General features: G+C 38.9%; 26 protein-coding genes. 2 read left to right on the forward strand and 24 right to left on the reverse strand.

From position 1 onward, the window contains the following. Positions 1-22: 22 nt before the first annotated feature. The 19 genes from NCCP2222_RS13235 to groES form a co-directional block, all read right to left on the reverse strand. Positions 23-532: a GNAT family N-acetyltransferase gene (locus NCCP2222_RS13235; RefSeq protein ID WP_248512823.1), complete on the reverse strand. Its 510-nt coding sequence runs from the start codon at positions 530-532 to the stop codon at positions 23-25. A gap of 76 nt (positions 533-608) precedes the next feature. Next, positions 609-1,442 (reverse strand): ROK family protein, encoded by an 834-nt coding sequence (locus NCCP2222_RS13240; protein ID WP_248512824.1) that lies wholly within the window; start codon positions 1,440-1,442, stop codon positions 609-611. 25 nt (positions 1,443-1,467) lie between these two features. Further along, the gene (locus NCCP2222_RS13245; protein ID WP_248512825.1) at positions 1,468-1,785 is read right to left on the reverse strand and encodes a hypothetical protein; all 318 of its coding nucleotides are present in this window, start codon (positions 1,783-1,785) and stop codon (positions 1,468-1,470) included. Between the two features lie 56 nt (positions 1,786-1,841). Continuing rightward, on the reverse strand, positions 1,842-2,219 hold the full coding sequence (locus NCCP2222_RS13250; protein WP_248512826.1) for a hypothetical protein: 378 nt from the start codon (positions 2,217-2,219) through the stop codon (positions 1,842-1,844). A 362-nt stretch (positions 2,220-2,581) separates the two neighbouring features. After that, complete coding sequence (locus NCCP2222_RS13255; RefSeq protein WP_248512827.1) at positions 2,582-3,103, reverse strand: SMI1/KNR4 family protein; 522 nt, start codon at positions 3,101-3,103, stop codon at positions 2,582-2,584. Positions 3,104-3,289: 186 nt separating this feature from the next. Then, the gene (locus NCCP2222_RS13260) at positions 3,290-3,610 is read right to left on the reverse strand and encodes a hypothetical protein (RefSeq protein ID WP_248512828.1); all 321 of its coding nucleotides are present in this window, start codon (positions 3,608-3,610) and stop codon (positions 3,290-3,292) included. Between the two features lie 206 nt (positions 3,611-3,816). After that, positions 3,817-4,239, reverse strand: a complete 423-nt coding sequence (locus NCCP2222_RS13265; protein ID WP_248512829.1) for an SMI1/KNR4 family protein — start codon at positions 4,237-4,239, stop codon at positions 3,817-3,819. A 224-nt stretch (positions 4,240-4,463) separates the two neighbouring features. Further along, positions 4,464-4,928, reverse strand: coding sequence for a DUF600 domain-containing protein (locus NCCP2222_RS13270; RefSeq protein ID WP_248512830.1), 465 nt, complete (start codon positions 4,926-4,928; stop codon positions 4,464-4,466). A 111-nt stretch (positions 4,929-5,039) separates the two neighbouring features. Continuing rightward, the gene (locus NCCP2222_RS13275; RefSeq protein WP_248512831.1) at positions 5,040-5,393 is read right to left on the reverse strand and encodes an SMI1/KNR4 family protein; all 354 of its coding nucleotides are present in this window, start codon (positions 5,391-5,393) and stop codon (positions 5,040-5,042) included. A 416-nt stretch (positions 5,394-5,809) separates the two neighbouring features. Further along, a complete protein-coding gene (locus NCCP2222_RS13280) occupies positions 5,810-6,343 on the reverse strand; it encodes a hypothetical protein (RefSeq protein WP_248512832.1) in 534 nt (177 codons plus the stop codon). Between the two features lie 54 nt (positions 6,344-6,397). Next, positions 6,398-7,075: a hypothetical protein gene (locus NCCP2222_RS13285; protein WP_248512833.1), complete on the reverse strand. Its 678-nt coding sequence runs from the start codon at positions 7,073-7,075 to the stop codon at positions 6,398-6,400. 143 nt (positions 7,076-7,218) lie between these two features. Next, on the reverse strand, positions 7,219-7,662 hold the full coding sequence (locus NCCP2222_RS13290) for an SMI1/KNR4 family protein (protein ID WP_248512834.1): 444 nt from the start codon (positions 7,660-7,662) through the stop codon (positions 7,219-7,221). Between the two features lie 310 nt (positions 7,663-7,972). Next, on the reverse strand, positions 7,973-8,374 hold the full coding sequence (locus NCCP2222_RS13295) for a contact-dependent growth inhibition system immunity protein (protein WP_248512835.1): 402 nt from the start codon (positions 8,372-8,374) through the stop codon (positions 7,973-7,975). Positions 8,375-8,909: 535 nt separating this feature from the next. Continuing rightward, a complete protein-coding gene (locus NCCP2222_RS13300) occupies positions 8,910-9,161 on the reverse strand; it encodes a hypothetical protein (protein ID WP_000268085.1) in 252 nt (83 codons plus the stop codon). A 50-nt stretch (positions 9,162-9,211) separates the two neighbouring features. Further along, positions 9,212-9,616, reverse strand: a complete 405-nt coding sequence (locus NCCP2222_RS13305; protein WP_248512836.1) for a hypothetical protein — start codon at positions 9,614-9,616, stop codon at positions 9,212-9,214. 459 nt (positions 9,617-10,075) lie between these two features. After that, positions 10,076-10,549: an SMI1/KNR4 family protein gene (locus NCCP2222_RS13310; protein ID WP_248512837.1), complete on the reverse strand. Its 474-nt coding sequence runs from the start codon at positions 10,547-10,549 to the stop codon at positions 10,076-10,078. Between the two features lie 21 nt (positions 10,550-10,570). Next, positions 10,571-12,562, reverse strand: a complete 1,992-nt coding sequence (locus tag NCCP2222_RS13315) for a T7SS effector LXG polymorphic toxin (protein WP_248512838.1) — start codon at positions 12,560-12,562, stop codon at positions 10,571-10,573. Between the two features lie 407 nt (positions 12,563-12,969). Then, the gene (groL, locus tag NCCP2222_RS13320) at positions 12,970-14,595 is read right to left on the reverse strand and encodes a chaperonin GroEL (RefSeq protein ID WP_248512839.1); all 1,626 of its coding nucleotides are present in this window, start codon (positions 14,593-14,595) and stop codon (positions 12,970-12,972) included. A gap of 62 nt (positions 14,596-14,657) precedes the next feature. Then, complete coding sequence (gene groES / locus NCCP2222_RS13325; protein WP_238080757.1) at positions 14,658-14,939, reverse strand: co-chaperone GroES; 282 nt, start codon at positions 14,937-14,939, stop codon at positions 14,658-14,660. Positions 14,940-15,117: 178 nt separating this feature from the next. On the opposite strand from groES, the gene NCCP2222_RS13330 reads away from it, so the two are divergent. Next, on the forward strand, positions 15,118-15,858 hold the full coding sequence (locus NCCP2222_RS13330; protein WP_248512840.1) for a CPBP family intramembrane glutamic endopeptidase: 741 nt from the start codon (positions 15,118-15,120) through the stop codon (positions 15,856-15,858). A gap of 45 nt (positions 15,859-15,903) precedes the next feature. Here NCCP2222_RS13330 and NCCP2222_RS13335 read toward each other — a convergent pair whose 3' ends face one another. Together NCCP2222_RS13335 and NCCP2222_RS13340 are read right to left on the reverse strand one after the other, a co-directional pair. Continuing rightward, on the reverse strand, positions 15,904-16,488 hold the full coding sequence (locus NCCP2222_RS13335; protein ID WP_248512841.1) for a YIP1 family protein: 585 nt from the start codon (positions 16,486-16,488) through the stop codon (positions 15,904-15,906). Between the two features lie 215 nt (positions 16,489-16,703). Next, complete coding sequence (locus NCCP2222_RS13340; protein ID WP_248512842.1) at positions 16,704-17,312, reverse strand: Yip1 family protein; 609 nt, start codon at positions 17,310-17,312, stop codon at positions 16,704-16,706. Between the two features lie 98 nt (positions 17,313-17,410). On the opposite strand from NCCP2222_RS13340, the gene NCCP2222_RS13345 reads away from it, so the two are divergent. Further along, the gene (locus NCCP2222_RS13345; protein WP_248512843.1) at positions 17,411-17,890 is read left to right on the forward strand and encodes a metallophosphoesterase family protein; all 480 of its coding nucleotides are present in this window, start codon (positions 17,411-17,413) and stop codon (positions 17,888-17,890) included. Between the two features lie 42 nt (positions 17,891-17,932). On the opposite strand, the gene tatC is transcribed toward NCCP2222_RS13345, so the two are convergent. From tatC to NCCP2222_RS13360, 3 genes are all read right to left on the reverse strand, one after another. Further along, on the reverse strand, positions 17,933-18,727 hold the full coding sequence (tatC, locus tag NCCP2222_RS13350) for a twin-arginine translocase subunit TatC (RefSeq protein WP_248512844.1): 795 nt from the start codon (positions 18,725-18,727) through the stop codon (positions 17,933-17,935). Between the two features lie 17 nt (positions 18,728-18,744). Beyond that, the gene (gene tatA / locus NCCP2222_RS13355; RefSeq protein WP_238080751.1) at positions 18,745-18,939 is read right to left on the reverse strand and encodes a twin-arginine translocase TatA/TatE family subunit; all 195 of its coding nucleotides are present in this window, start codon (positions 18,937-18,939) and stop codon (positions 18,745-18,747) included. Positions 18,940-19,004: 65 nt separating this feature from the next. Beyond that, complete coding sequence (locus NCCP2222_RS13360) at positions 19,005-19,658, reverse strand: redox-sensing transcriptional repressor Rex (protein ID WP_248512845.1); 654 nt, start codon at positions 19,656-19,658, stop codon at positions 19,005-19,007. Positions 19,659-19,904 lie beyond the last annotated feature (246 nt).

Genomic DNA, 19,904 nt, shown 5'->3' on the forward strand with positions numbered 1-19,904 from the left:
TTATGTGAAAGGTTCGTCCAGCTCAATCGCCAATAAATAATACCATCAAATCCTCATCAAAATACTGCCCCTTGAATTTCAGCGCATTTCGTTCAACCCCGTAGACCTCAAATCCCAACGACTTATATAACCTCTTTGCAGATTCATTAGTAGATACAACCGTCAAGTGGATCTGTTCCAACCCCTCGCAGCTTTTCGCCCTTCGAATAAGCTCCACCAGAAGCGCTTTACCCACACCCTGCCCTCGGGCTTCTGGAGCAACATACATCCCAAAAATATTACCTTTATGACTCGTTTTCAGGTTATTGTCGCGCATAAATGTAACAATCCCTACTAGCGAATCGGTTTCATCAAAAGCCCCTAAAACAAATTTGTCTATCGTTGGCCTGACTCGCTCTTCAACCGTTTCGAGTGAGAACCTCACTTCTCTTTCATATGTTGACCCGAATGCTTCCGGATTGACTTGTAATGCACGCAATCGTATTTGTTGGTACAGCTTTGCATCGGATTCATTTAATACACGTATATTCATGAGCCAGTCCCCTTTATCCCGTTTTACCTTTTTATACTAAACTGCTCCGCCTTGCTGCGATTTCTTCAGAACACAATCACATCGACTGTTTTGAACTCGCAAAAAGCATGGCTCCTTGCGCAACCATATAGGTAGCTTCCTCCGCTTTGTGGATTGAGCATGCATCCCAGAGATTTGGAAGAGTATTCGTTTTTGCAACTTGTAACGCTGCTTCGTAATAGCCTTTGTATTGCAGGCTTCCGCCACCTAAAATAATCTTGTTAGGATTCAATAGGTGAATAATCGTAGAAATGCCTATCCCTAAATATCCACCTGCAGCATGAATGATTTCTTTTATCGATTCATCCTCTTCCTCCAGCTGCGTATGCACTGTATTCGCATCGGCCTTGGCTCTCGCGAGAATGCTTGCTCCACTTGCCAGCTCATCTAAATTACGTATGCCCTCATTAGTAGGAATCGGCATACTGCCCAACTCGCCGGCCCAACCTTTACATCCATTGATAAATTGCCCATTCAGCTTCATGCCCATCGCTATACCCGTCCCCACCATTAGAACCACAAGATCGGGGTTGTTATCGAAAGAGGCCTCGCGTACAAGGGCTGCCTTTACATCATTAATCATATAAACATGCTTGTTAGTGAATCGTAGAAAATCAGTATCCATTCCTGCAAGATGCGGGAGAACATCTGACAAAACAACCGTGTTCTCATTTTCAACTAATCCGGGAATGGCAATGCCTATGCAATCCACACTAAAAGACAAATCGTCGAGGAAGCGTTCCATTTCCTTTTGTATCTTCTCGGGTGTGCAGTCTCTTCCCGTTGGAACGGTTCTGAAGATTCTTTCACCATTGTATTCAGCTAGCATCAACATTTTGGTACCGCCGATATCAATTCCTATTGCTGTCATCGTTGCTCGTCCCCTCACCAGCTTTTTAAAACAACTCCACTCCAACTTGTTTATAAAATTTAACTTTTATCCTCTCTTCTTCCCCCACATATATGATCATCGTTTTGTCATCTCTTTTTATCCTAGTTACATTATTAAAATCACCTGTAAATACGATAGAATCATTAAATGTGATACTTAAACTGCTCGTTTGTTGATAAACATCTAAAGTTAAAATGACCTTGAATTTTTGATCATCTTTATAAGTATAAATTAACACTCCATCATCTATATTGCCTGTTACACTCACTGGCTCACTTTGAAAAAGTTCGAGTAGATCATATACATCATACTTAATAAACATTGCGTTCATCCTTTTATCAATCTAATACCATTTGAGGGTCCTCTCTCAACTATCCTCTATTTATATAAGTCATAATCAAATTTTTCCTCATCCCAAACAAGGTCGTGATCATCTATATGTACATGCCATTCAGCACCTTTTAAAACATTTCGAATATCTGCAAGTAATGAAGCCCAATGATCTACCCCATCAAAAATGGCGTCTTCACTATTATTCGGCAGTTCAGTTGAACCCTCAAAAATCACATCAGGCTCCGTCGGATTTTTTGGATCATAGATAGAAAAACTTGCCCAATTATGACCTTCTCCACCATTTACATATTCATCCATTTCCTCATCTACGGAGTACCTTACCAGTAATTGATTAATTGCCTCTTGTTCAGCTTGAGTAATTTTTTGTGTACGTCTTGCTGTGTAATAGATGGAAACACTCATATTGAAACTCCTCTCTACACCTGACTTTTATTTTGTATCCACTCTCTAGCTTTTTCCCCAAACAAGATTATTGAATTCTCTGGAGTACCTAATGCCTCTAAAATCGATTTCATCAACACTTAGCTTTTCACCTTGATTTTCCTAATGTATCGCTCCAAGTTCGATGTGATTTAAGTCGTTCTATTATCTCCATGCGGTTATATATTTTCAAATATTACCACTTCTTTATGGATACCAAATTACTTGTTCTGAAGCCCCTGTTTTCATTGCAACATGTTCCCGAGTTAGTATCTTGCGTCCTACATTATGTCCCCGAACAAAATCTTCATTTACCTCTATATATTTTTCCGGTTTTCTACTAATTAAAAATCGAATTCTATCTCATTTCCCTCATAATCTACTAACATTGAACCTTCTTTCAGAACATCCATAATCCAGTCTTTAAAACCCTTCCAAGTGCGGGAAACGGACTTGCTTTCAGTGTCCCATTGAACCACTACAGCATCTTGACCATTGCTAGTGTTTAAATTGAAACAAATCAAATCACCATAATTTAGATCTGCAATAATGAACAAATTTTTAGTCATACCTGGGGGTCTACGGTCTGTCCGAAATGATTCATTGATGTATGAAACGCCCTTTTTCTTTGAACCTAACTCAGGATAATAAATCTCTGAAAGTACAGTACCAGGAAGAAATAGTTCCCCACCATTACAAACTTGTAAAAAATCCTTATAAATTTTTGGGAATTTAATGTTTAATACTTTTTCTACCTGTTCGATATGATAAATATCTACACCAGGATTTAGTGAATGAACATGATCCGCATACTTAGTAATCTCTTCGAAAAAAGGCTCTAAAACGTTAATTTCACTGTATACCATCTTTAATCCTCCTTCATCTTCCGATATATTGCAGATAACTTGTATATACTCACCAAATTTATTTAAATCTTAAACAAAAGAGCACTCGTGACCTTCAGCAGACAATCGAGTGCTCTGTAAATCTTAAAATTAGATAAAAGGCATACGACTACGTCACTGTTAATTTTGTGTATATGCCCTACTTGTCTATTTTATTTGCTCATCCACTTCTTCCAGATACCTTTCTGTATCCAAATGGGACGCTATAAGATTATCTAAAAACTCGACGCTAACCTCTCTGCTCTCTTCAAATATGCGAACTTTAGCATCAGCCTCTAATAATAAACTTACTATTTTTTTCATTTCTAAGAGCTGCTCAATATCAACTAGACTATACGAAAAGATATAGTCATTATTATTAATAGATTTTTTCAACTCAGAGATACTCTTCTTTGTATTTTTACTTAAAATAGATAGGTACTTGACCTCATTAGTATCTTTTTCTATCTTTATATTTATTCTTGCCATTAAAATGTCCCCCTCGTTTCATGATAAATATCACCAGAACGGATATCTCTCCATCTTGATGATGATACCAAGTGCTCGTGGTTTCAATAAAAAAGGACAGATGTTCTTTATATTCTAGCTTAGTTCATACCAGCCCATCAGCTTAGTAAGATAACTCTCTAATTTTTATCGTTACATCATTATAAATTTCGATAATGTTTATTGGTCTAAGAAATATAAATACCGTCATTATTTACCAATATTTCCGTTAGTGATGGTGCAATAAATACTGCCTCTTCAATGTCTAAATCTGCGAATCTATTGTAGTAAATACCAAAACCATCTTTACCCTGTATATAGATTAATGCACCACCTCCTTCATCATCACCAATGGCGAGTGAATTAGGGAGATATTTATGTACTTCATATGCTTCATTCATTTCTTTACACCCAAATGCTCCCCAGATCCGGATATACTTTTGATTGCTAATATTAATTTCAACATCTGAAGCTTGCTGAATTATATTTATATAATCTGTAGGTATATCTATTTTCGAAAAATCCTGAAGCTCTTTAATTTCGTCATCTTTCGACGGAGATTTTCTAGCATCAATTGTAAACTCACTACTGATATTATTTAATAAGTTCATTAGACTCAATCCTTTCATACTTTACATCAAGCTTATCTAACATCCCACTGGATCAAAACCTTTGCCTTTCAATACTTCTTATATATATAAATCCATATTTTGAGCGTCGCTATCATAAGCTCTCGATTCCCAACCACATCACATTCTTATTGTCTCACTCGAATTCTAGGCTAACTTAACATTAAAAAGCCTTGAAAGGCAATAAGCCAATCAAGGTCTATCTTTCAAATTACTTTTTTTACTTCTTCGAACCAACAATCAAAAATATCATCAGGTAATAGTCCGTCATCGTGTGAATAAATCAAGTCATATCTATAGTTTGCTTTCAAACTATTTTTCTTCACATCATAAAATAGTTTTATTTCGGTTGGCATATCCCGATTAAAGTCTTCACATTTCTGACGAATAAGTTTCAAGTTTTCATTACCAATTTTCAAGGCAGCCTTCTGTCTTTCTCTTGAAACATCATAAGCTAAATTGTCTAGGTTATCTAATTTTACTTTAGCCTCATTCAGTTGATGTTTATGGATTACCATTCCATTAATTCTAAAGAAAAAATCAAAAACATACATCTTGGACTCACATGAACAATAGATATATATTTCATCAGCTTTATTTTCGACATATTCTAAACAAATAGCCACCATGTCTGATTGTAATTCTGAAACATAATCTTCAAATACCTTCATGTAATCATCTCTAATTTTCTATTGAGTTGGAAGCCGCTAAATTAGATGGAGTAATACAGGCGACTCTAGTTATGATAAGTATTGTTAATTGTATTGAAGAAGTTCCAAGGATTATCTGTTACACTTTATAAGCTCATTAACTGCTTCTTGTAGCCATTCCCATAAATCCTTATAAGTTCTCCTCTGTTCATAGCCACTCGATGCAAAGTCATGAATTATTTGAACCTTTTCAGGCTCACTTAAATCAAAACATGCAATATCATCATTGTCGTCTCTTCTAGCGAACGGTACTAAATATCGTTCAGGATATCTTTGCCTTAAACCTGCTAATCTCTTTAAGGCTTGTTCTTCACTCATAATATACCAGTAATCAAAGTCAACTAAATTCAATTCAATAATTTTGGTATATGATTCTGGATATTCGAATCTTTTTTCAAAAAACTCTTCTGGTATCTTCTTTATCATTTTATCTTCTCCATTTCAAATGAGCCATATGGGTTGTTTATCAAACGAATATTTCATAATATTTTTCCCCTTTCTAAGATCCATCAATCATTCTTATCCACTATAATATGATAAGACTCTCTAGATTTCCATTTACCGGCACTTTTGTTTGTATTTCTACATTGTAGTGGCCTTCATTAGGAGATCTCGGATTTTATTTCCAGTCCTTTCCCACCTATACATTTCAGAAAAAGAAAAAGCACTTGTTGCCTATTAAAATATACAATCAGCGCTTCACTCTTTATTCATAAAAAGTGTATAATTATACTCTACTATTCTTATAAAAACCGCTTAAAAGTCTAATACTAAAGATAATTTAACAGAGTATAAAGAACACTTTAGAGTATCTGGATAAACATTAATTTACCAATTATTATTTAATTATCTATATTATTACCTAGTACTTCAAATCCCAAGAAACCATATGCAAGCAACTCTAAATTATTTTGATAATCTTTTTTTATTTTTTCTAGAACTTCTTTGTAGTAAATTGGTAACCTATCCTCTAAAAAGTCCACATAATCTTTTAGATAAAACTGAAAGGTTTCTATATTTCCTTTAGGAAATAATCGGACTGTCTTTAAAGAAATATTTTTTTGTTCATCCGTCATTAAATTAAATTCCTTTTCCCGTATTTCACTAATTTCTTGCTCAATTTCACGTTCTGTAATTGTTCCATTTTCTGTCATTGAAATACTAAAATCCTCATCATCCCATACTATTCCAACGCCTATTTTACTATTTTGATATATTGGTATAATTACAATTTCTGCAAATTCATTAGTTCTAATTATCTCATTAATTAACTGCTTCAATTCTGTAAAATCAATATGTCTCCTATTTAAATTGTAATTATATACAGTAAATTCATGAATTAAATCGCAAACTTTCCCTGGTTTTTTATTAATCACAAGACTACACTCCTTTATAGTCCACCTTCTGGAACCCAATCTGCTTTATATTAATCAGCCACCTGTATGACTTTTACAAAATTTATCACTAAATTTAATGTCCTCCGCTTTAATCTTATCACTATCCCCCTTGGTCTCAACATACACATTCTTCTTCGTATCAACCTTAACATCACTAACTCCACTTGTACTAGGCGTAGAAATATCCTTCACTACATACGGTTTATTGAATGTAAAGTTACTCGGCGTGCTATAATGGTAACCGTTTGCCATTAATAACTCATATTGAGGTTGAACTTTGCCTATATCCATTGGCAAGTCATCCATCTTTCCTAAATGGAATTGCGTTTTGCTAAGCGGGTTGTTGATGACGTCTTGGTAAACTGGCCTATAGATGGACTTCATCGCATCTGTGCTGACCACATTTTTAACTTGTTTTACATTGGTTGTTGATTTATAGACCCATTTCCCGCCAGTGCTGAACCATCCTGCAACAGGAATCATTCCCCCAACAGAAAGGGCCGCGTTTACTGTATCTCCTCGCGCGGCATAGATAATTGCATTTAATCCATCCGCTGGTTCACCAATTACAGGGAGAAGCCCTACCAGATTTAATCCAAACTGAAGATCATCCACCCAGTTGTTTTCTTCGGCTACGGTAGCTGTAATGATCTCTTCTTCCTTATACTCTACATGGGGAACAACCTCATAGAAAACGCTTGAGCCTACCATATACTCCCAAAATCAACACTCGCAAATGCTAGACAATCTTTTATGCTGGATCAACAAAAATTGGCTGGCATGAGACCGGTAATATACCGTCTCACACCAGCCAATCAGCTGCGTAAAAAAACTCTAACTTTTAGGGAAATGTGTTAGAATTGTATATTTAATTCTTCATGTATTGCTTTTTCTAAGTATTCCTCAAAAGTTTTTGCTAGCACTTCTTTACCGCCGAAATTAAAGTCAAATGTAATGATTTCTGTATTCGGAAAATTAAATCCTATTGGATTTCCTGCACCATCTATACCAATTGTAATAAAATTCTCATATCCTTTAGGTAATATCCCCCTAAAGTGCTTAGATTTCTCTATAAACGATGGCGTCGCTACAAACTCTACCTCTTTCAACCCTAATATTATAGCCTCACCAACGGCTCCAGAACCATATCTCAAAAGAAATTCAATAAAATCTTCAGGAAACTTTATATTTAGTTCATCTTCTGCTTGGGTTACTTCCTCAATTTTTAGAGATCCTCCAAAGGCTTCTGGGCACATTTCGTACTCTGCATCTATGGCATTTATTAATGTTACCTTCATTCAATTCCCCCTTTTTATCATTTCATTTGCATATCTTGCCTTCCAATATTCTTTACGCCACTTATTAAATTCTATTCTAGCTTCTCCACTACCGAATCAACCAGAACGCTAAAGACTACCATATGTTTCTGAAAATATTTCTCTTAGATAAGAAATGATTTTTTCACTAGGTATTACTCAATGTTGGATCAAATAAAAAATGGCTGGTAGGAGACCGGTACAATACCGTCTTCAGCTGCGAAATAAAAACTTAAACTTTTAGAGAAGACCACAAAGGCATATAGCCAAAAACCAGAAAAATATTATAAGTTTAGCAAGTGTTTATATTAGTTAAAAATTTCTCTACTAGGTCTTGATATTCATTAAAATCATCATCACTCAAAAAATCATCCAGTTCTACATTTTCTTTAACATCCATGAGTACTGCTTTTAATGTTTCTTTTTGTTCTGTGATTTTTTCCATATCAACAGAAAATAGCAACTCTAATAATTGACCATCATATACATCACCTTCTAGAGGATTAAGCTTAAGAAACCCTATTGCTTTATCTATTGCTAATTCAATAAAAACATTCTGCTTAATCATTCTACATAAATCAATAATATCTAATTCTGAAATATCTTTATTTATTAAGCTATTATACCAGTCTTCCAATGCATATTCTTCTCGTACTTCTCCCTGTGACAATTGATAAATATCCCTAATCTTCAATTTTATATCCCTCCAAAAGGTTCAAATAAGTCTTCTATTTTTTTAATATTTTTTTCTGCCTTATCCAAACCATCTTGTACATAAATTGTAATTTTCGTAACGCTTTTTAACGAATAGCGAGTATTATACGACCTTCTCTTGTAAAAATACAACCCAAAACTTTAAGCCAAGGTAGCACAAGCAAACAATTTCACGTTATCCATTGTTTATCGCCACGAGCTTTGTCAATCTCGTTAGTTTTTTACCCACTCCATATAATAACTACCCCTGCCTTGTAAAATGTCATCTCGCCTATTTATCGTACTTTCACTCTATCCGAGTATTAAAACCAAACTCCATGATGGTAAATACCACCATGAGCTCTCGATTCTCAAGCAAAACATTTTGTTATTGTCTCACTCAATTATCAACTGTTTTAATATAAATTAAAGTAAAAAACCTTGAGAGGCATTTAGCCAATCAAGGTCCTTATATTGTGCTATATCTCTTAAATACCTATATCTAATAAAAAATTTATAAAATCATAAGCAGGCAATTAAGATTCAATAGTTGTTCGATCAACAAAATTTTGATTTTCTTTAATAATCATTCTTGAAAGTCGTCTTCCTGCTCTCTTAAAGAAGAATTCATCAGCGAACTCTTGTGAATCAATTTGCGATAGTTGGTTGATAACTCCATTTATTTTATCATATTCAATTCGTCCCATTAAATCTTCATTCGGTCCATATTGATAAACCACTCTCTCTTCATCCTCAAATTCCTTCAACATTAAAACAAAAACTGCCATGAATCTTCACTCCTCATAGTTTTTCTCCCAATTCCATGGTCTTCCAGATTCTATAGTTTTGTCATGAGCTGTTCTATAATTAGTCTGGAATATACCCTCAACTTTTGACTCGAAAATTCGTGATGTAATAATTGCATATCAGAATCTACTTGTTTCCCATCTATCAATCTTTGCCATGCTTGAGCTAGTTCGTAGTCCGGATCAAATCTCCCAACTCCATGATCCTTTATATGAGATTTATTAAAAACATGATCTTTAATCCTTTGTATTCTAGCAACAGAAGAGCCTATATTTTTAGCAATTGCATTCACATCTTCTGTTCCTAGATTTCTAAATTTTTCATACATTTCTTCTGCAATAGCTTCTTCCTTAAAGAACTGCTCTGGGGATATATTTCTTCCACCAGTTTCAGCATATTGTATAGAATTACCCGTACCCTTAGTCTCAACATCCACACTCTTCATCCAAGTATTAAAACGATACTCCTTGATGGTACACCATCATGAGCTTTCGATTTTCATGTAAATCATTTTCTTTTTGTCTCACTCAAAAATCCTCACTTTCTTTTTACTAGATTTATGTATCTGTATCGTTTAGCACTACGAGCTTTGTCATTGTTGTCTTTAGTTTGTGGTTTTGTAGTATAATAAGTCCTCTTTGCATGTAAAATGTAGTCTCACCTATTTATCTTATTATTTTCACAAACACAGTATTAAAACAGAATGCCTTGATGGTATAACCATCATGAGTTATGAATTTTCATTAGCATTTTTCATGTAGACCAAAGCATAAATTTCTCACAAAAAACAAAAAGCACCTGTTGCCCTATTAGACAATCAAGTGCAAAAGTAAATTAAATAAGTGTTACTAACTTACGGGCATTATTTCAAGGTTTAGATACTACCGACAAGTATCTATTCTGTTAACATATTTAGAAATTCTTCAAAGCTATTACTTACTATATATGTTATAGGATTTAAATCTGAAGACTCTTCATGATTCCAAACGCATACAATAGGCTCTTCAACATTGTTACGATAGTCTAAGCAAACAAAGTCACCTGCAAATAAAACGGCTATTGGTAGCAGTTCAGTACCTACTAAATTTTCATCAAAAACAATTCTTTCGTCTAGTTGTGTTCTAACTACTCCTATATCGCAATACTCATCATCTCTTTCCCCGGTTACTTTTAAAATACATAAAAACCTATCAATCGCATAAATATGGCTATTACACTTAAAACTATCTTTTATAGGAGTACCACCATTATATTTTTTTATAAATTCTTTATACGTCTCTGGTAAATTTATTCTCCACTTACCTTCCTTTTCAGAAAGCAAAGTATCGTCCGGCAAGGGATAAATTATCGAACTATCCTTAAATTCCATTTCTATACCTCCTCAATATTATTATCTTGGAGCGTCGGCCCACATACCTTTTGTCCTTCCACCATTATGAGGTGTAATATTATGAATACCAAAGGGGACTAGCTCCATTTTACCAGGAACCTCCGTATGATGCCACGTCATTCCTTTTCTTGTACCACCTATTTGTTCGTCTAACCACTTAAACTGTTCTTTATCCGATAACTTCCAAAATCTCTCTGGTAGCTGAACAGTCTCTTCTACAACACCTGCACTTGCAAAGTCCGCAAATCCATACCTCATACCATCTGCTTTTGTAACCTTTATTTCAGGAATGTGTCCTTTTTCTATAGCCATTTCTTTTATCTTTCTTTTTTGAGCAGAAGACAAGCTATCTCCACCCGGAATAGTATCATCCCAAGACCAAGGTTTGTTTAAATCAACATGTTCTTTATATACTTTTGCAAAGTCTTCAATGACTTCATCAAATTTCTTGTTACCATTTATAAAATCATCAATATTTGTTAAATTAGTTTCACTAACTCCCTTATCTTTAACCGTACCCTTAGTCTCAACATCCACATTCTTCTTCATATCAACCTTAACATCACTAACTCTACTTTTACTAGGTGCAGAAATGTCCGTTTTTACTAACGGCTTATTGAATGTAATGTTGTTCGGCGTGCTGAATTGATAACCATTTGCAGTTAATGGATTAAATTGATGTGGAGATTTGCCCATATTGAATGCAACGTTATCTAGCTTTCCTAATTGGTAATAATTATTAGACAATAAATCAAGATGATTCTGAGATTTACTTAGCGGACTGTTGATGACATCTTGATAGATTGGCGTATAGATGGACTTCATCGCATCTGTGCTGACCACATTTTTAACTTGTTTTACATTAGTTGTTGATTTATAAACCAACTTCCCACCAGTGCTGAACCATCCTGCAACAGGAATCATTCCCCCAACAGAAAGGGCCGCGTTTACTGTATCCCCTCGCGCGGCATAGATAATTGCATTTAATCCATCCGCTGGTTCACCAATTACAGGGATAAGCCCTACCAGATCTAATCCAAACTGAAGATCATCCACCCAGTTGTTTTCTTCGGCTACGGTAGCTGTAATGATCTCTTCTTCCTTATACTCTACATGGGGAACAACCTCATAGAAAACGCTTGAGCCTACCATATACTCTTTAATAAGCAAACCGTTATTATAGACTTGGTATTTCACATTTTCGTCCACATTCTGATCGATCGTGTTTACTTTCTTCCCTTCCAGAGTTTTAAAAGTAGCGGCAGTAAGCATCGTGCCGAGCAGCTTCTCATGCTCGTTCCCCCAAGGGTCTAAGAACACTTTTGGTAATAGTTCCGTTCTGATTTCACTTCCGAACGTTAATACATTCCATTGGCTCGTCTGGAAGTTTATGTCCTGCACTCCTGATTGGAAAAGTCCCTCGATAGTAGCAAGCCAATTATCCATTGCCAGCAAGTCATGTTCAATGGCATTCAGTGCGAAAGTCTGCGTTGCATCAAATTCATAAAGTTGGGCGATGGTATCATCACGTTTCCGTTTGGAGTGAATGACCCCCTCCTGTACTTCACTATCATCTAAATGGGGCAGGCCGACAATATCACTTACTTTGTCCATAATACTGTTTGCCTCATCCGTCAAACTCGCCGTGAGACGGCCAATTAGCGTAAGTCCCTGTTCCAGCTCACCCTCAAGGAATTGTTCATCTATGTACCCGGAAGGATCGGGTTCGAGAGAATGAAGAGCAGCTTCCATCTGAAGAAGCACTTGTTTAAACCGATTTGAAAACATCCTAAAGAAAAGAAGAAAGGGCAAATGACATTCCCGGTAAAAGGAACGAATCGCACTGCCCCCCATTCCTTTCAGCTGTTCCTCCATTTCAACGAGATCGCGCACGGCACGGTCAATTGTTTCCATTTCCGTGCTTAGCCTGTCTAACATTGTTATGTTCCGTTGAAGTCCCTCTTGAAATGGACTGACACTCAATATTTTCATTGGCTCCGCCTCATCGAGCGGTTAGAAAGAGACACGCTATAATTCTTTGTATTATACAATAATTCACTATAGGCGAACATTTTCTTCCCCTCCAGTTTTCGATTATATTACCAGTAATAATACTCCATTTTTTACAAGAAGATAATGAATATAGTTATAAAAATCCGAAAATAACCCTTACGGACTAACACGCCTATCTCTAGACTGCGACGCAAATACTATTAGATAAGTAATAAAGTTATAGTTTACTCAGGTTCTAATAGTAGAGCCTGACACTCTCCATGTATGGATCTTCTTGTTTCGGTCTTGGGGAAGAAAAATTAATGAAACGAAAAAGAGGCCCCTCATTAATTCAGTGAATTAATGAGAGACCTCTTGAGTTGGCATAAGAGGGTTTAGCGTATCCCTTACATCATGCCGCCCATTCCACCCATGTCAGGCATGCCTGCTGCTGGTGGTTCTGGGATATCGGCAACGACTGCTTCTGTTGTCAAGAACATAGCCGCCACAGATGCCGCGTTTTGAAGTGCAGAACGTGTAACTTTAGTTGGGTCTACGATACCTGCTTGCATCATGTTGACCCACTCGCCGTCAGCTGCGTTGAAGCCGATGCCGACTTCTTCGCGCTTGAGGCGATCGACAACGATGGAGCCTTCAAGGCCAGCGTTTGTTGCGATTTGGCGAACTGGCTCTTCAAGTGCGCGAAGGACGATTTTCACGCCAGTTGCGACGTCGCCTTCTACAGATTCCAGCAATGTTTCCACTTTGTTGTAGACGTTGACGAGGGCTGTACCACCACCGGATACGATACCTTCTTCAACAGCTGCACGTGTGGAGTTGAGTGCGTCTTCGATGCGAAGTTTGCGCTCTTTCAATTCTGTTTCTGTTGCAGCACCGACTTTGATGACTGCTACGCCGCCTGCTAGTTTCGCAAGACGTTCTTGAAGTTTTTCTTTATCGAACTCAGAAGTTGTTTCTTCGAGTTGTGCACGGATTTGGCCGACGCGAGCTGTGATTCCGTCTGTTTCGCCTGCTCCTTCAACGATTGTTGTGTTGTCTTTTGTGACAACGACTTTAGCAGCGCGTCCAAGCTGGCTGATGTCAGCAGATTTTAGGTCAAGACCTAGATCTTCTGTAATCACTTGGCCACCAGTCAGGATTGCGATATCTTCGAGCATAGCTTTACGACGATCGCCGAAGCCAGGTGCTTTAACAGCTACTGCGTTGAATGTACCGCGAAGCTTGTTCACAACTAGAGTCGCAAGCGCTTCCCCTTCCACGTCTTCCGCAATTAGAAGCAATGGCTTGCCTTGTTGAACGACTTGTTCAAGGACAGGAAGGATTTCCTGGATGTTTGTAATCTTCTTATCTGTGATTAAAATGAATGGGTTATCAAGAACCGCTTCCATTTTGTCAGTGTTTGTCGCCATGTATGCAGATGCATATCCACGGTCGAATTGCATACCTTCTACTACGTCAAGCTCTGTAGTGAAGCCTTTGGATTCTTCGATAGTGATGACGCCGTCGTTGCCAACGCGCTCCATCGCTTCAGCGATCAATTCGCCGACTTCTTCGTCGCCTGAAGAAATAGCAGCTACTTGCGCGATTTCTTGCTTGCTTTCGATTTCATCGGAAATGCCTTGTAGTTCTTCAATCGCAGTCGCAACCGCTTTTTCGATTCCTTTACGGATACCGACAGGGTTTGCGCCAGCTGTTACGTTTTTCAAACCTTCACGGATCATCGCTTGAGCAAGAACCGTTGCAGTTGTCGTACCGTCACCTGCGATTTCATTTGTTTTGGAAGCTACTTCTGCTACGAGTTTCGCACCCATGTTTTCAAACGGATCTTCAAGTTCGATTTCCTTTGCAATTGTCACACCGTCGTTTGTGATGAGCGGAGAACCGAATTTCTTCTCAAGAACGACGTTGCGTCCTTTTGGTCCAAGCGTCACTTTAACAGCGTCCGCTAGTATATCTACACCACGAAGCATTGCGCTGCGTGCGTCTTCATTGAATTTCAATTGTTTAGCCATTTTATGAATTCCCTCCTGATTTTACTCGTACATTTGTCTATGTGCCATTCATCGATGATTGATTAGATGATAGCTAAAATGTCGCTTTCACGCAGGATCAAATATTCATTGCCTTCATATTTCACTTCAGTTCCAGCATACTTGGAGAAGATGATTCGGTCGCCATCTTTCACTTCCAGTTCAACGCGCTGGCCGTTTTCAAGAACGCGTCCAGTACCGACTGCAACAACTTTTCCTTCTTGCGGTTTCTCTTTTGCGGAATCTGGTAGTACGATACCGCTTTGTGTTTTTTCTTCCGCTTCGATTAGTTCGATTACGATACGGTCACCTAATGGTTTCAACAAGTGAAACAACCTCCTCGACATAATATCTTCTTTTTAGCACTCAGTAAGCATGAGTGCTAATACATTTATTATCATAATAAAGTTGCCCAAGATTTGCAAGTAAAATACTCGTATTCTTTTCTCTTTGCCATTCAACTACGAAAAAGTTAAAATGGACGGAGTAGAAAGGACGAGATGAATGAAAAACTGGAAGATTTACTTGCTTATACTTCTTACATATATTCTCATGCAGTTTGGCAGTGTGCCGCTCAGCAAATGGCTGATCACCTACTTCCACGAAGGCGGCATGACAGAGAAACAGGCTTCTTTCCAAGGCGTTGCCTGGGGATTGTTCATTTCAAACTTGATTGCCGCTCCGATTATTCTGTGGCTTGCGACGCTCAATAAAAAGTTCTGGGATATTAGCAAAGGAACTAAAAAGAAGGCATCCATCGGAGGAGTGATTCTCTGGGGTGTTCTTGGATTTTTCATGGCCATGGCGGGCCAAATGATTGCGGCCATTATTGAAACAGCGTTTGGGGTGGCGCCGGGTTCGGAAAATACAGCCCTGCTGGGTGAAATCGCGAAGGCTTCACCGATCATCATCCTCTCCATCGTAGTTTTCGCGCCATTACTGGAGGAAATTGTTTTCCGAAGAGTGGTGTTCGGCGGAATCTATCTGAAAACAAACTTCTGGATTGCCGGGATTTTGAGTGGGGTCATCTTCTCCCTTGTTCATGGAGAGCCGCAACATTTACTCATCTACCTAGCACCTGGTCTCATCTTTGCCTTCCTTTATTCCCATACAGGACGGATTTGGACTTCGATGCTTGCGCACTTGCTCATGAACGGCTTTGTGACGATCTTGCAATTTAATATGGATAAACTCGAAAAACTTCAGGACATGAAGAACGCGTTCATTCATCTCCTTCCATATTGATAAAAACCGGCTCGCACTGTATTTGTTGCGAGCCGGTTTTCACTTTCATCGCATAGTAGGCAGTATGAAAATCGCAGCTAAAAAGGACAAGATCATCAAGAAAGTAAATATTACCCCTGCTACGATGACAGTGACACCAAAACCTCGCAATGCAGAGAAACGATGGACAATGCCGGTTCCTTTACTTACTACGATGATGCTATAAACCCATGCCCCTGCCGTTATCAAAATTGCAAGCCAAGGGACAATGAAAGGCACCTGTTGGCCGTTCATGATCATAAACATGAAATAATTGACGGGTGCTACCCAAATAAGCGGTATGGAGGCTGCTGGAATCATCCACAATACATCTTTGTAACTGGCGCTTCCCCTAAGCATCCGGCCAACTAAGTAAAATAAACCAGCACAAAGAGGCCACGCAATAAGGAAGAATGGGAATGCAACGATGTACATCAACAAAAGCGCTTCGCCCGGTTCCATCCTAAACATTTCTTGATAATTCAACGCAGTATTCGGTGCATCGCTAACCGCTAGCAGCAGCCAAATGAGCAACGATAATTTCACGGACTTCTTTTCCAATAAGTATTGGATTGTTCTCGACGGCTTTGTCCAAATCCACAAAAAAGGCAATGTTATCCCCCTTTCATTTCCTATATCTTACATCATCTCCCGTTTAGTTCCCATACTCCGTTTGTTACAATTATCCATAATAAAACTGTAGGCTTCTTTTCACAGACATTACACTTATGCGGATCAGCATTCCTCTCTCTTAGCGATTGATCCTTCACAAACGTGACAAAAAACCGACTCGCATATGTAGAATGCGAGCCGGTTTTATCGATTCATTAATATGGTGTAAACACGAAGAACATTAAGAAAAATACCATAGCAAAGATGAACACAAATAAAATCACCATAAAAATCGCAATCACACCAAAACCGCGCCATGACGAGAAACGGTGGACAATGCCAAGTCCCATGCTTGTGACAACGATGCTAAATATTCCAACTCCTATAGTAATCAAGTTGCCGATTATGAAAGGTAAATAAGGCGTCAATGATCCGTCTAACATGAAATTCGGCTGCTGCCCGCCGGTGATGGCAAACACGATATAATTGACAGGCGCCACCCAAATGAGCGGCAATGTCGCCACAGGTACGAGCCATAGCAGTTCATCATAACGGCCGCTCCCCCCGAGCATCCGTCCAATCCCATAATAGACACCCGCATTGATGAACCACCCGATGAGCATGCTGATGAACGAAAGGAATAAGGAAATGATAAGTGCGGTACTTGCTTGTAATTCAAATAATTGAAGCAAATTCGGGACAACGGTCGGCGCATTCGCAACCGCGGCAAGAAACCATATAAGAAGCGTCAGTTTCACAGATCGCTTTTCCAGCAAATAATGAATTGTCTTCGTCGGCTGTGACCAAATTGACAAAAACGGCAATGAGATCCCTCCTTCTCTTTTCCTATATCTTACATCATCCACCGTTTCATTCCTATGCCCCATTTGTTACAATTACCCATATGAAAGGCGGTGGATCCTTGAAAATCGTAATTCTTTCCGATACTCACGCCAAAGCGCTTCCTCCCCGTCTGCTGGAGGAGTGTACATCAGCTGACCTCATTCTTCATGCAGGCGACTGGGGGAATCTCGCTATACAAGAGCAACTGGAGGCCTTCGCGGAAGTGATTGGCGTTCACGGTAATATCGACAGCCCTGCCATTCAATCTATGTTTCCGGACAAGCAGATCATCCATGCTGGGAAGTTCAAGATCGGTATGGTCCATGGCCATGGCGATAAAAGAACTACGGAAAAGCGGGCCATCGATGCTTTTGAAGATGAAACTCTGGATGCCATCGTTTTCGGGCATTCTCACATCCCACTCATCCGCTATGCAAAACGCACGTTGTTGCTGAACCCCGGTTCGCCGACAGACAAGCGCAGAGTCCCTTACTATTCATTCATTGTATTGCATGTGGGAGAGGTCTTGCGCCCCGAGCTGATTTTATTCGAACAATAAAAAAATCCCGCTGCCTGCGTAAAAACAGGTTACGGGATTTTTCTATTTCTCTAAGTTGCCCATCACTTCATCGATTTGCCGCTGTTGTTCTGCCTTTACTTCTTCCAACTGCCGCTTTTTCTCCGCCTTCAAGTATTTCTTATAACCAAAGCGGGAGATGATGACACTAAATTCATATAAAATGAACAACGGAACAGATGTAAATAAATGCGAAACAATATCAGGCGGTGTAATGAAAGCTGCAAGTACGAACAGGACAAAATAGGCGACTTTGCGGATTTTCACTAAGTATTTCGGATTCAATATGCCGAGCCGCGATAAAAACAGCATGACAATCGGCAATTGGAATACAATGCCGAACGGGATGATAATTTGGAAAAGGAACGTAAAGTATTGATTGATACCAAACGTTGAAGCGATTCCCAAGTCTTCCGACAGATTCATCATGAACTTCATCACATACGGAACGAGAATGAAGTACGAAAAAGAGACGCCGGCAAGGAACAGTAGAAAAGTGAAGGGAATATAACTCAGTGTCACTTTTCGTTCCGTCTCATGCAATCCTGGCGAAACGAAAGACCAGAACTGGTACATGATGATCGGGGAAATGATCACAACCGCCAGAAATACGACGACCTTCAAATAAACGATGATCGGGTCGGCGACATTGAATGCGTTGAACGTCTGTTCAGGTGCCTGCTCTTGGAGAAACTTAATGACCGGCTTGGCCATGATAAAACTGCCGATCACTGCAATAACAAAGAAAACGACGATTACCATCAGCCGTTTTCGAATTTCATCTATATGTTCAATGACAGTTAAGTTTTTTTCTTTCATCGGACAGACATCCTTACTTATTGCACGTCGTTTTTCTTGTCTTCCACTTTCTTCACCGTGTCGTCATCATCGGATGTGAGACCTTTTGTCGCATTCTTGAATTCACGTAATGAAGCACCGAATGCCTTCCCGATCTCAGGCAATTTCTTCGGTCCGAAAATAAGCAATGCCACGACTGCGATTAAGAGTAAACTTCCTATACCTGGGGCCATTTCGGGCACCTCCTTCGTAATATGTCTATTTTACACGAAAACCGTCACCAATACCACGGAACGAATCATTCCAATTGTGAATCTTTTACGTCATTTTTAATGAAATAAATGAGTGTCTGCAGCTCGACAGACAAATCGATTGTATGGACACGCATCCACTCAGGCACATCCAGCCGTACTGGCGTAAAATTCAGAATTCCTTTCACGTCAATAGCCACAAGTCGATCAGTCACTTCCTGCGCCGCCCTCGAAGGCACGGTCAAGATGACGAGATTGATGCCAAGCTCCTGTATCTTCTCTTCCAGCCGGCTTGGCGGGAAGACAGGTATGCCGTTTAACGTCTTCCCGTCTTTTGGCGCTTTCGGGTCAAAGGCAATGACAATCCGTGTATTATGGTTCTTCTGAAAGTTATATTTTAAAAATGCATTTCCTAGACTTCCGACACCGATCAAGGCAACGTCCGTTTCCTCGTCCTGGTCGAGCGTTCGGCGGAAGAAGTTTACAAGATAGTTTACATCATAGCCATAGCCTTTCCGGCCCAACGCACCGAAATGCGAAAAGTCCCGGCGGATCGTGGCGGCATCGATTTTCATCGCTTCGCTTAATTCACTGGAAGAAACACGTTTCTTGCCGGCGTTCGCAAAGTTTTGCAGGAATCTATAATAGAGCGGCAACCGCTTGGATGTCGCCTGTGGAATTTTCGGAATTTCGCCAGCCATTTTCAACCTCCTGAATATCCAATCGTCTCTTTGGAGGCAATCGATATCCTTGTTGCTAGTCTTCCATTCAAATAAACGGAAGCCGATTCTATCGTACAGTAGTTGGCTTCTGTTGTAAAGCCGACCATTGCGCCCTTCCTCCCATTCCATTACACTTAAGTGGAATAGAGGTGTTTTCAATGATCATTTTACAAGTAAACGGGCTGACCAAGTCCTTTTCTGGAACCGATATATTGAACAACGTCC

It is taken from the genome of Sporosarcina sp. NCCP-2222, from assembly GCF_023168145.1.
Classification (GTDB): domain Bacteria; phylum Bacillota; class Bacilli; order Bacillales_A; family Planococcaceae; genus Sporosarcina.

Bases quoted from the DNA above. Each gene is read 5' to 3' on its own strand.
- NCCP2222_RS13300 (WP_000268085.1), bottom strand. From the start codon at position 9,161: ATGGCAGTTTTTGTTTTAATGTTGAAGGAATTTGAGGATGAAGAGAGA.
- NCCP2222_RS13275 (WP_248512831.1), bottom strand. From the start codon at position 5,393: ATGATAAAGAAGATACCAGAAGAGTTTTTTGAAAAAAGATTCGAATAT.
- NCCP2222_RS13240 (WP_248512824.1), bottom strand. From the start codon at position 1,442: ATGACAGCAATAGGAATTGATATCGGCGGTACCAAAATGTTGATGCTA.
- tatA (WP_238080751.1), bottom strand. From the start codon at position 18,939: ATGGCCCCAGGTATAGGAAGTTTACTCTTAATCGCAGTCGTGGCATTG.
- tatC (WP_248512844.1), bottom strand. From the start codon at position 18,727: ATGAAAGAAAAAAACTTAACTGTCATTGAACATATAGATGAAATTCGA.
- NCCP2222_RS13245 (WP_248512825.1), bottom strand. From the start codon at position 1,785: ATGTTTATTAAGTATGATGTATATGATCTACTCGAACTTTTTCAAAGT.
- NCCP2222_RS13330 (WP_248512840.1), top strand. From the start codon at position 15,118: ATGAAAAACTGGAAGATTTACTTGCTTATACTTCTTACATATATTCTC.
- NCCP2222_RS13260 (WP_248512828.1), bottom strand. From the start codon at position 3,610: ATGGCAAGAATAAATATAAAGATAGAAAAAGATACTAATGAGGTCAAG.
- NCCP2222_RS13255 (WP_248512827.1), bottom strand. From the start codon at position 3,103: ATGGTATACAGTGAAATTAACGTTTTAGAGCCTTTTTTCGAAGAGATT.
- NCCP2222_RS13235 (WP_248512823.1), bottom strand. From the start codon at position 532: ATGAATATACGTGTATTAAATGAATCCGATGCAAAGCTGTACCAACAA.
- NCCP2222_RS13270 (WP_248512830.1), bottom strand. From the start codon at position 4,928: ATGAAGGTATTTGAAGATTATGTTTCAGAATTACAATCAGACATGGTG.
- NCCP2222_RS13285 (WP_248512833.1), bottom strand. From the start codon at position 7,075: ATGGTAGGCTCAAGCGTTTTCTATGAGGTTGTTCCCCATGTAGAGTAT.
- NCCP2222_RS13250 (WP_248512826.1), bottom strand. From the start codon at position 2,219: ATGAGTGTTTCCATCTATTACACAGCAAGACGTACACAAAAAATTACT.
- groL (WP_248512839.1), bottom strand. From the start codon at position 14,595: ATGGCTAAACAATTGAAATTCAATGAAGACGCACGCAGCGCAATGCTT.
- NCCP2222_RS13310 (WP_248512837.1), bottom strand. From the start codon at position 10,549: ATGGAATTTAAGGATAGTTCGATAATTTATCCCTTGCCGGACGATACT.
- NCCP2222_RS13290 (WP_248512834.1), bottom strand. From the start codon at position 7,662: ATGAAGGTAACATTAATAAATGCCATAGATGCAGAGTACGAAATGTGC.
- NCCP2222_RS13265 (WP_248512829.1), bottom strand. From the start codon at position 4,239: ATGAACTTATTAAATAATATCAGTAGTGAGTTTACAATTGATGCTAGA.
- NCCP2222_RS13315 (WP_248512838.1), bottom strand. From the start codon at position 12,562: ATGAAAATATTGAGTGTCAGTCCATTTCAAGAGGGACTTCAACGGAAC.
- NCCP2222_RS13360 (WP_248512845.1), bottom strand. From the start codon at position 19,658: ATGGCTGGCGAAATTCCGAAAATTCCACAGGCGACATCCAAGCGGTTG.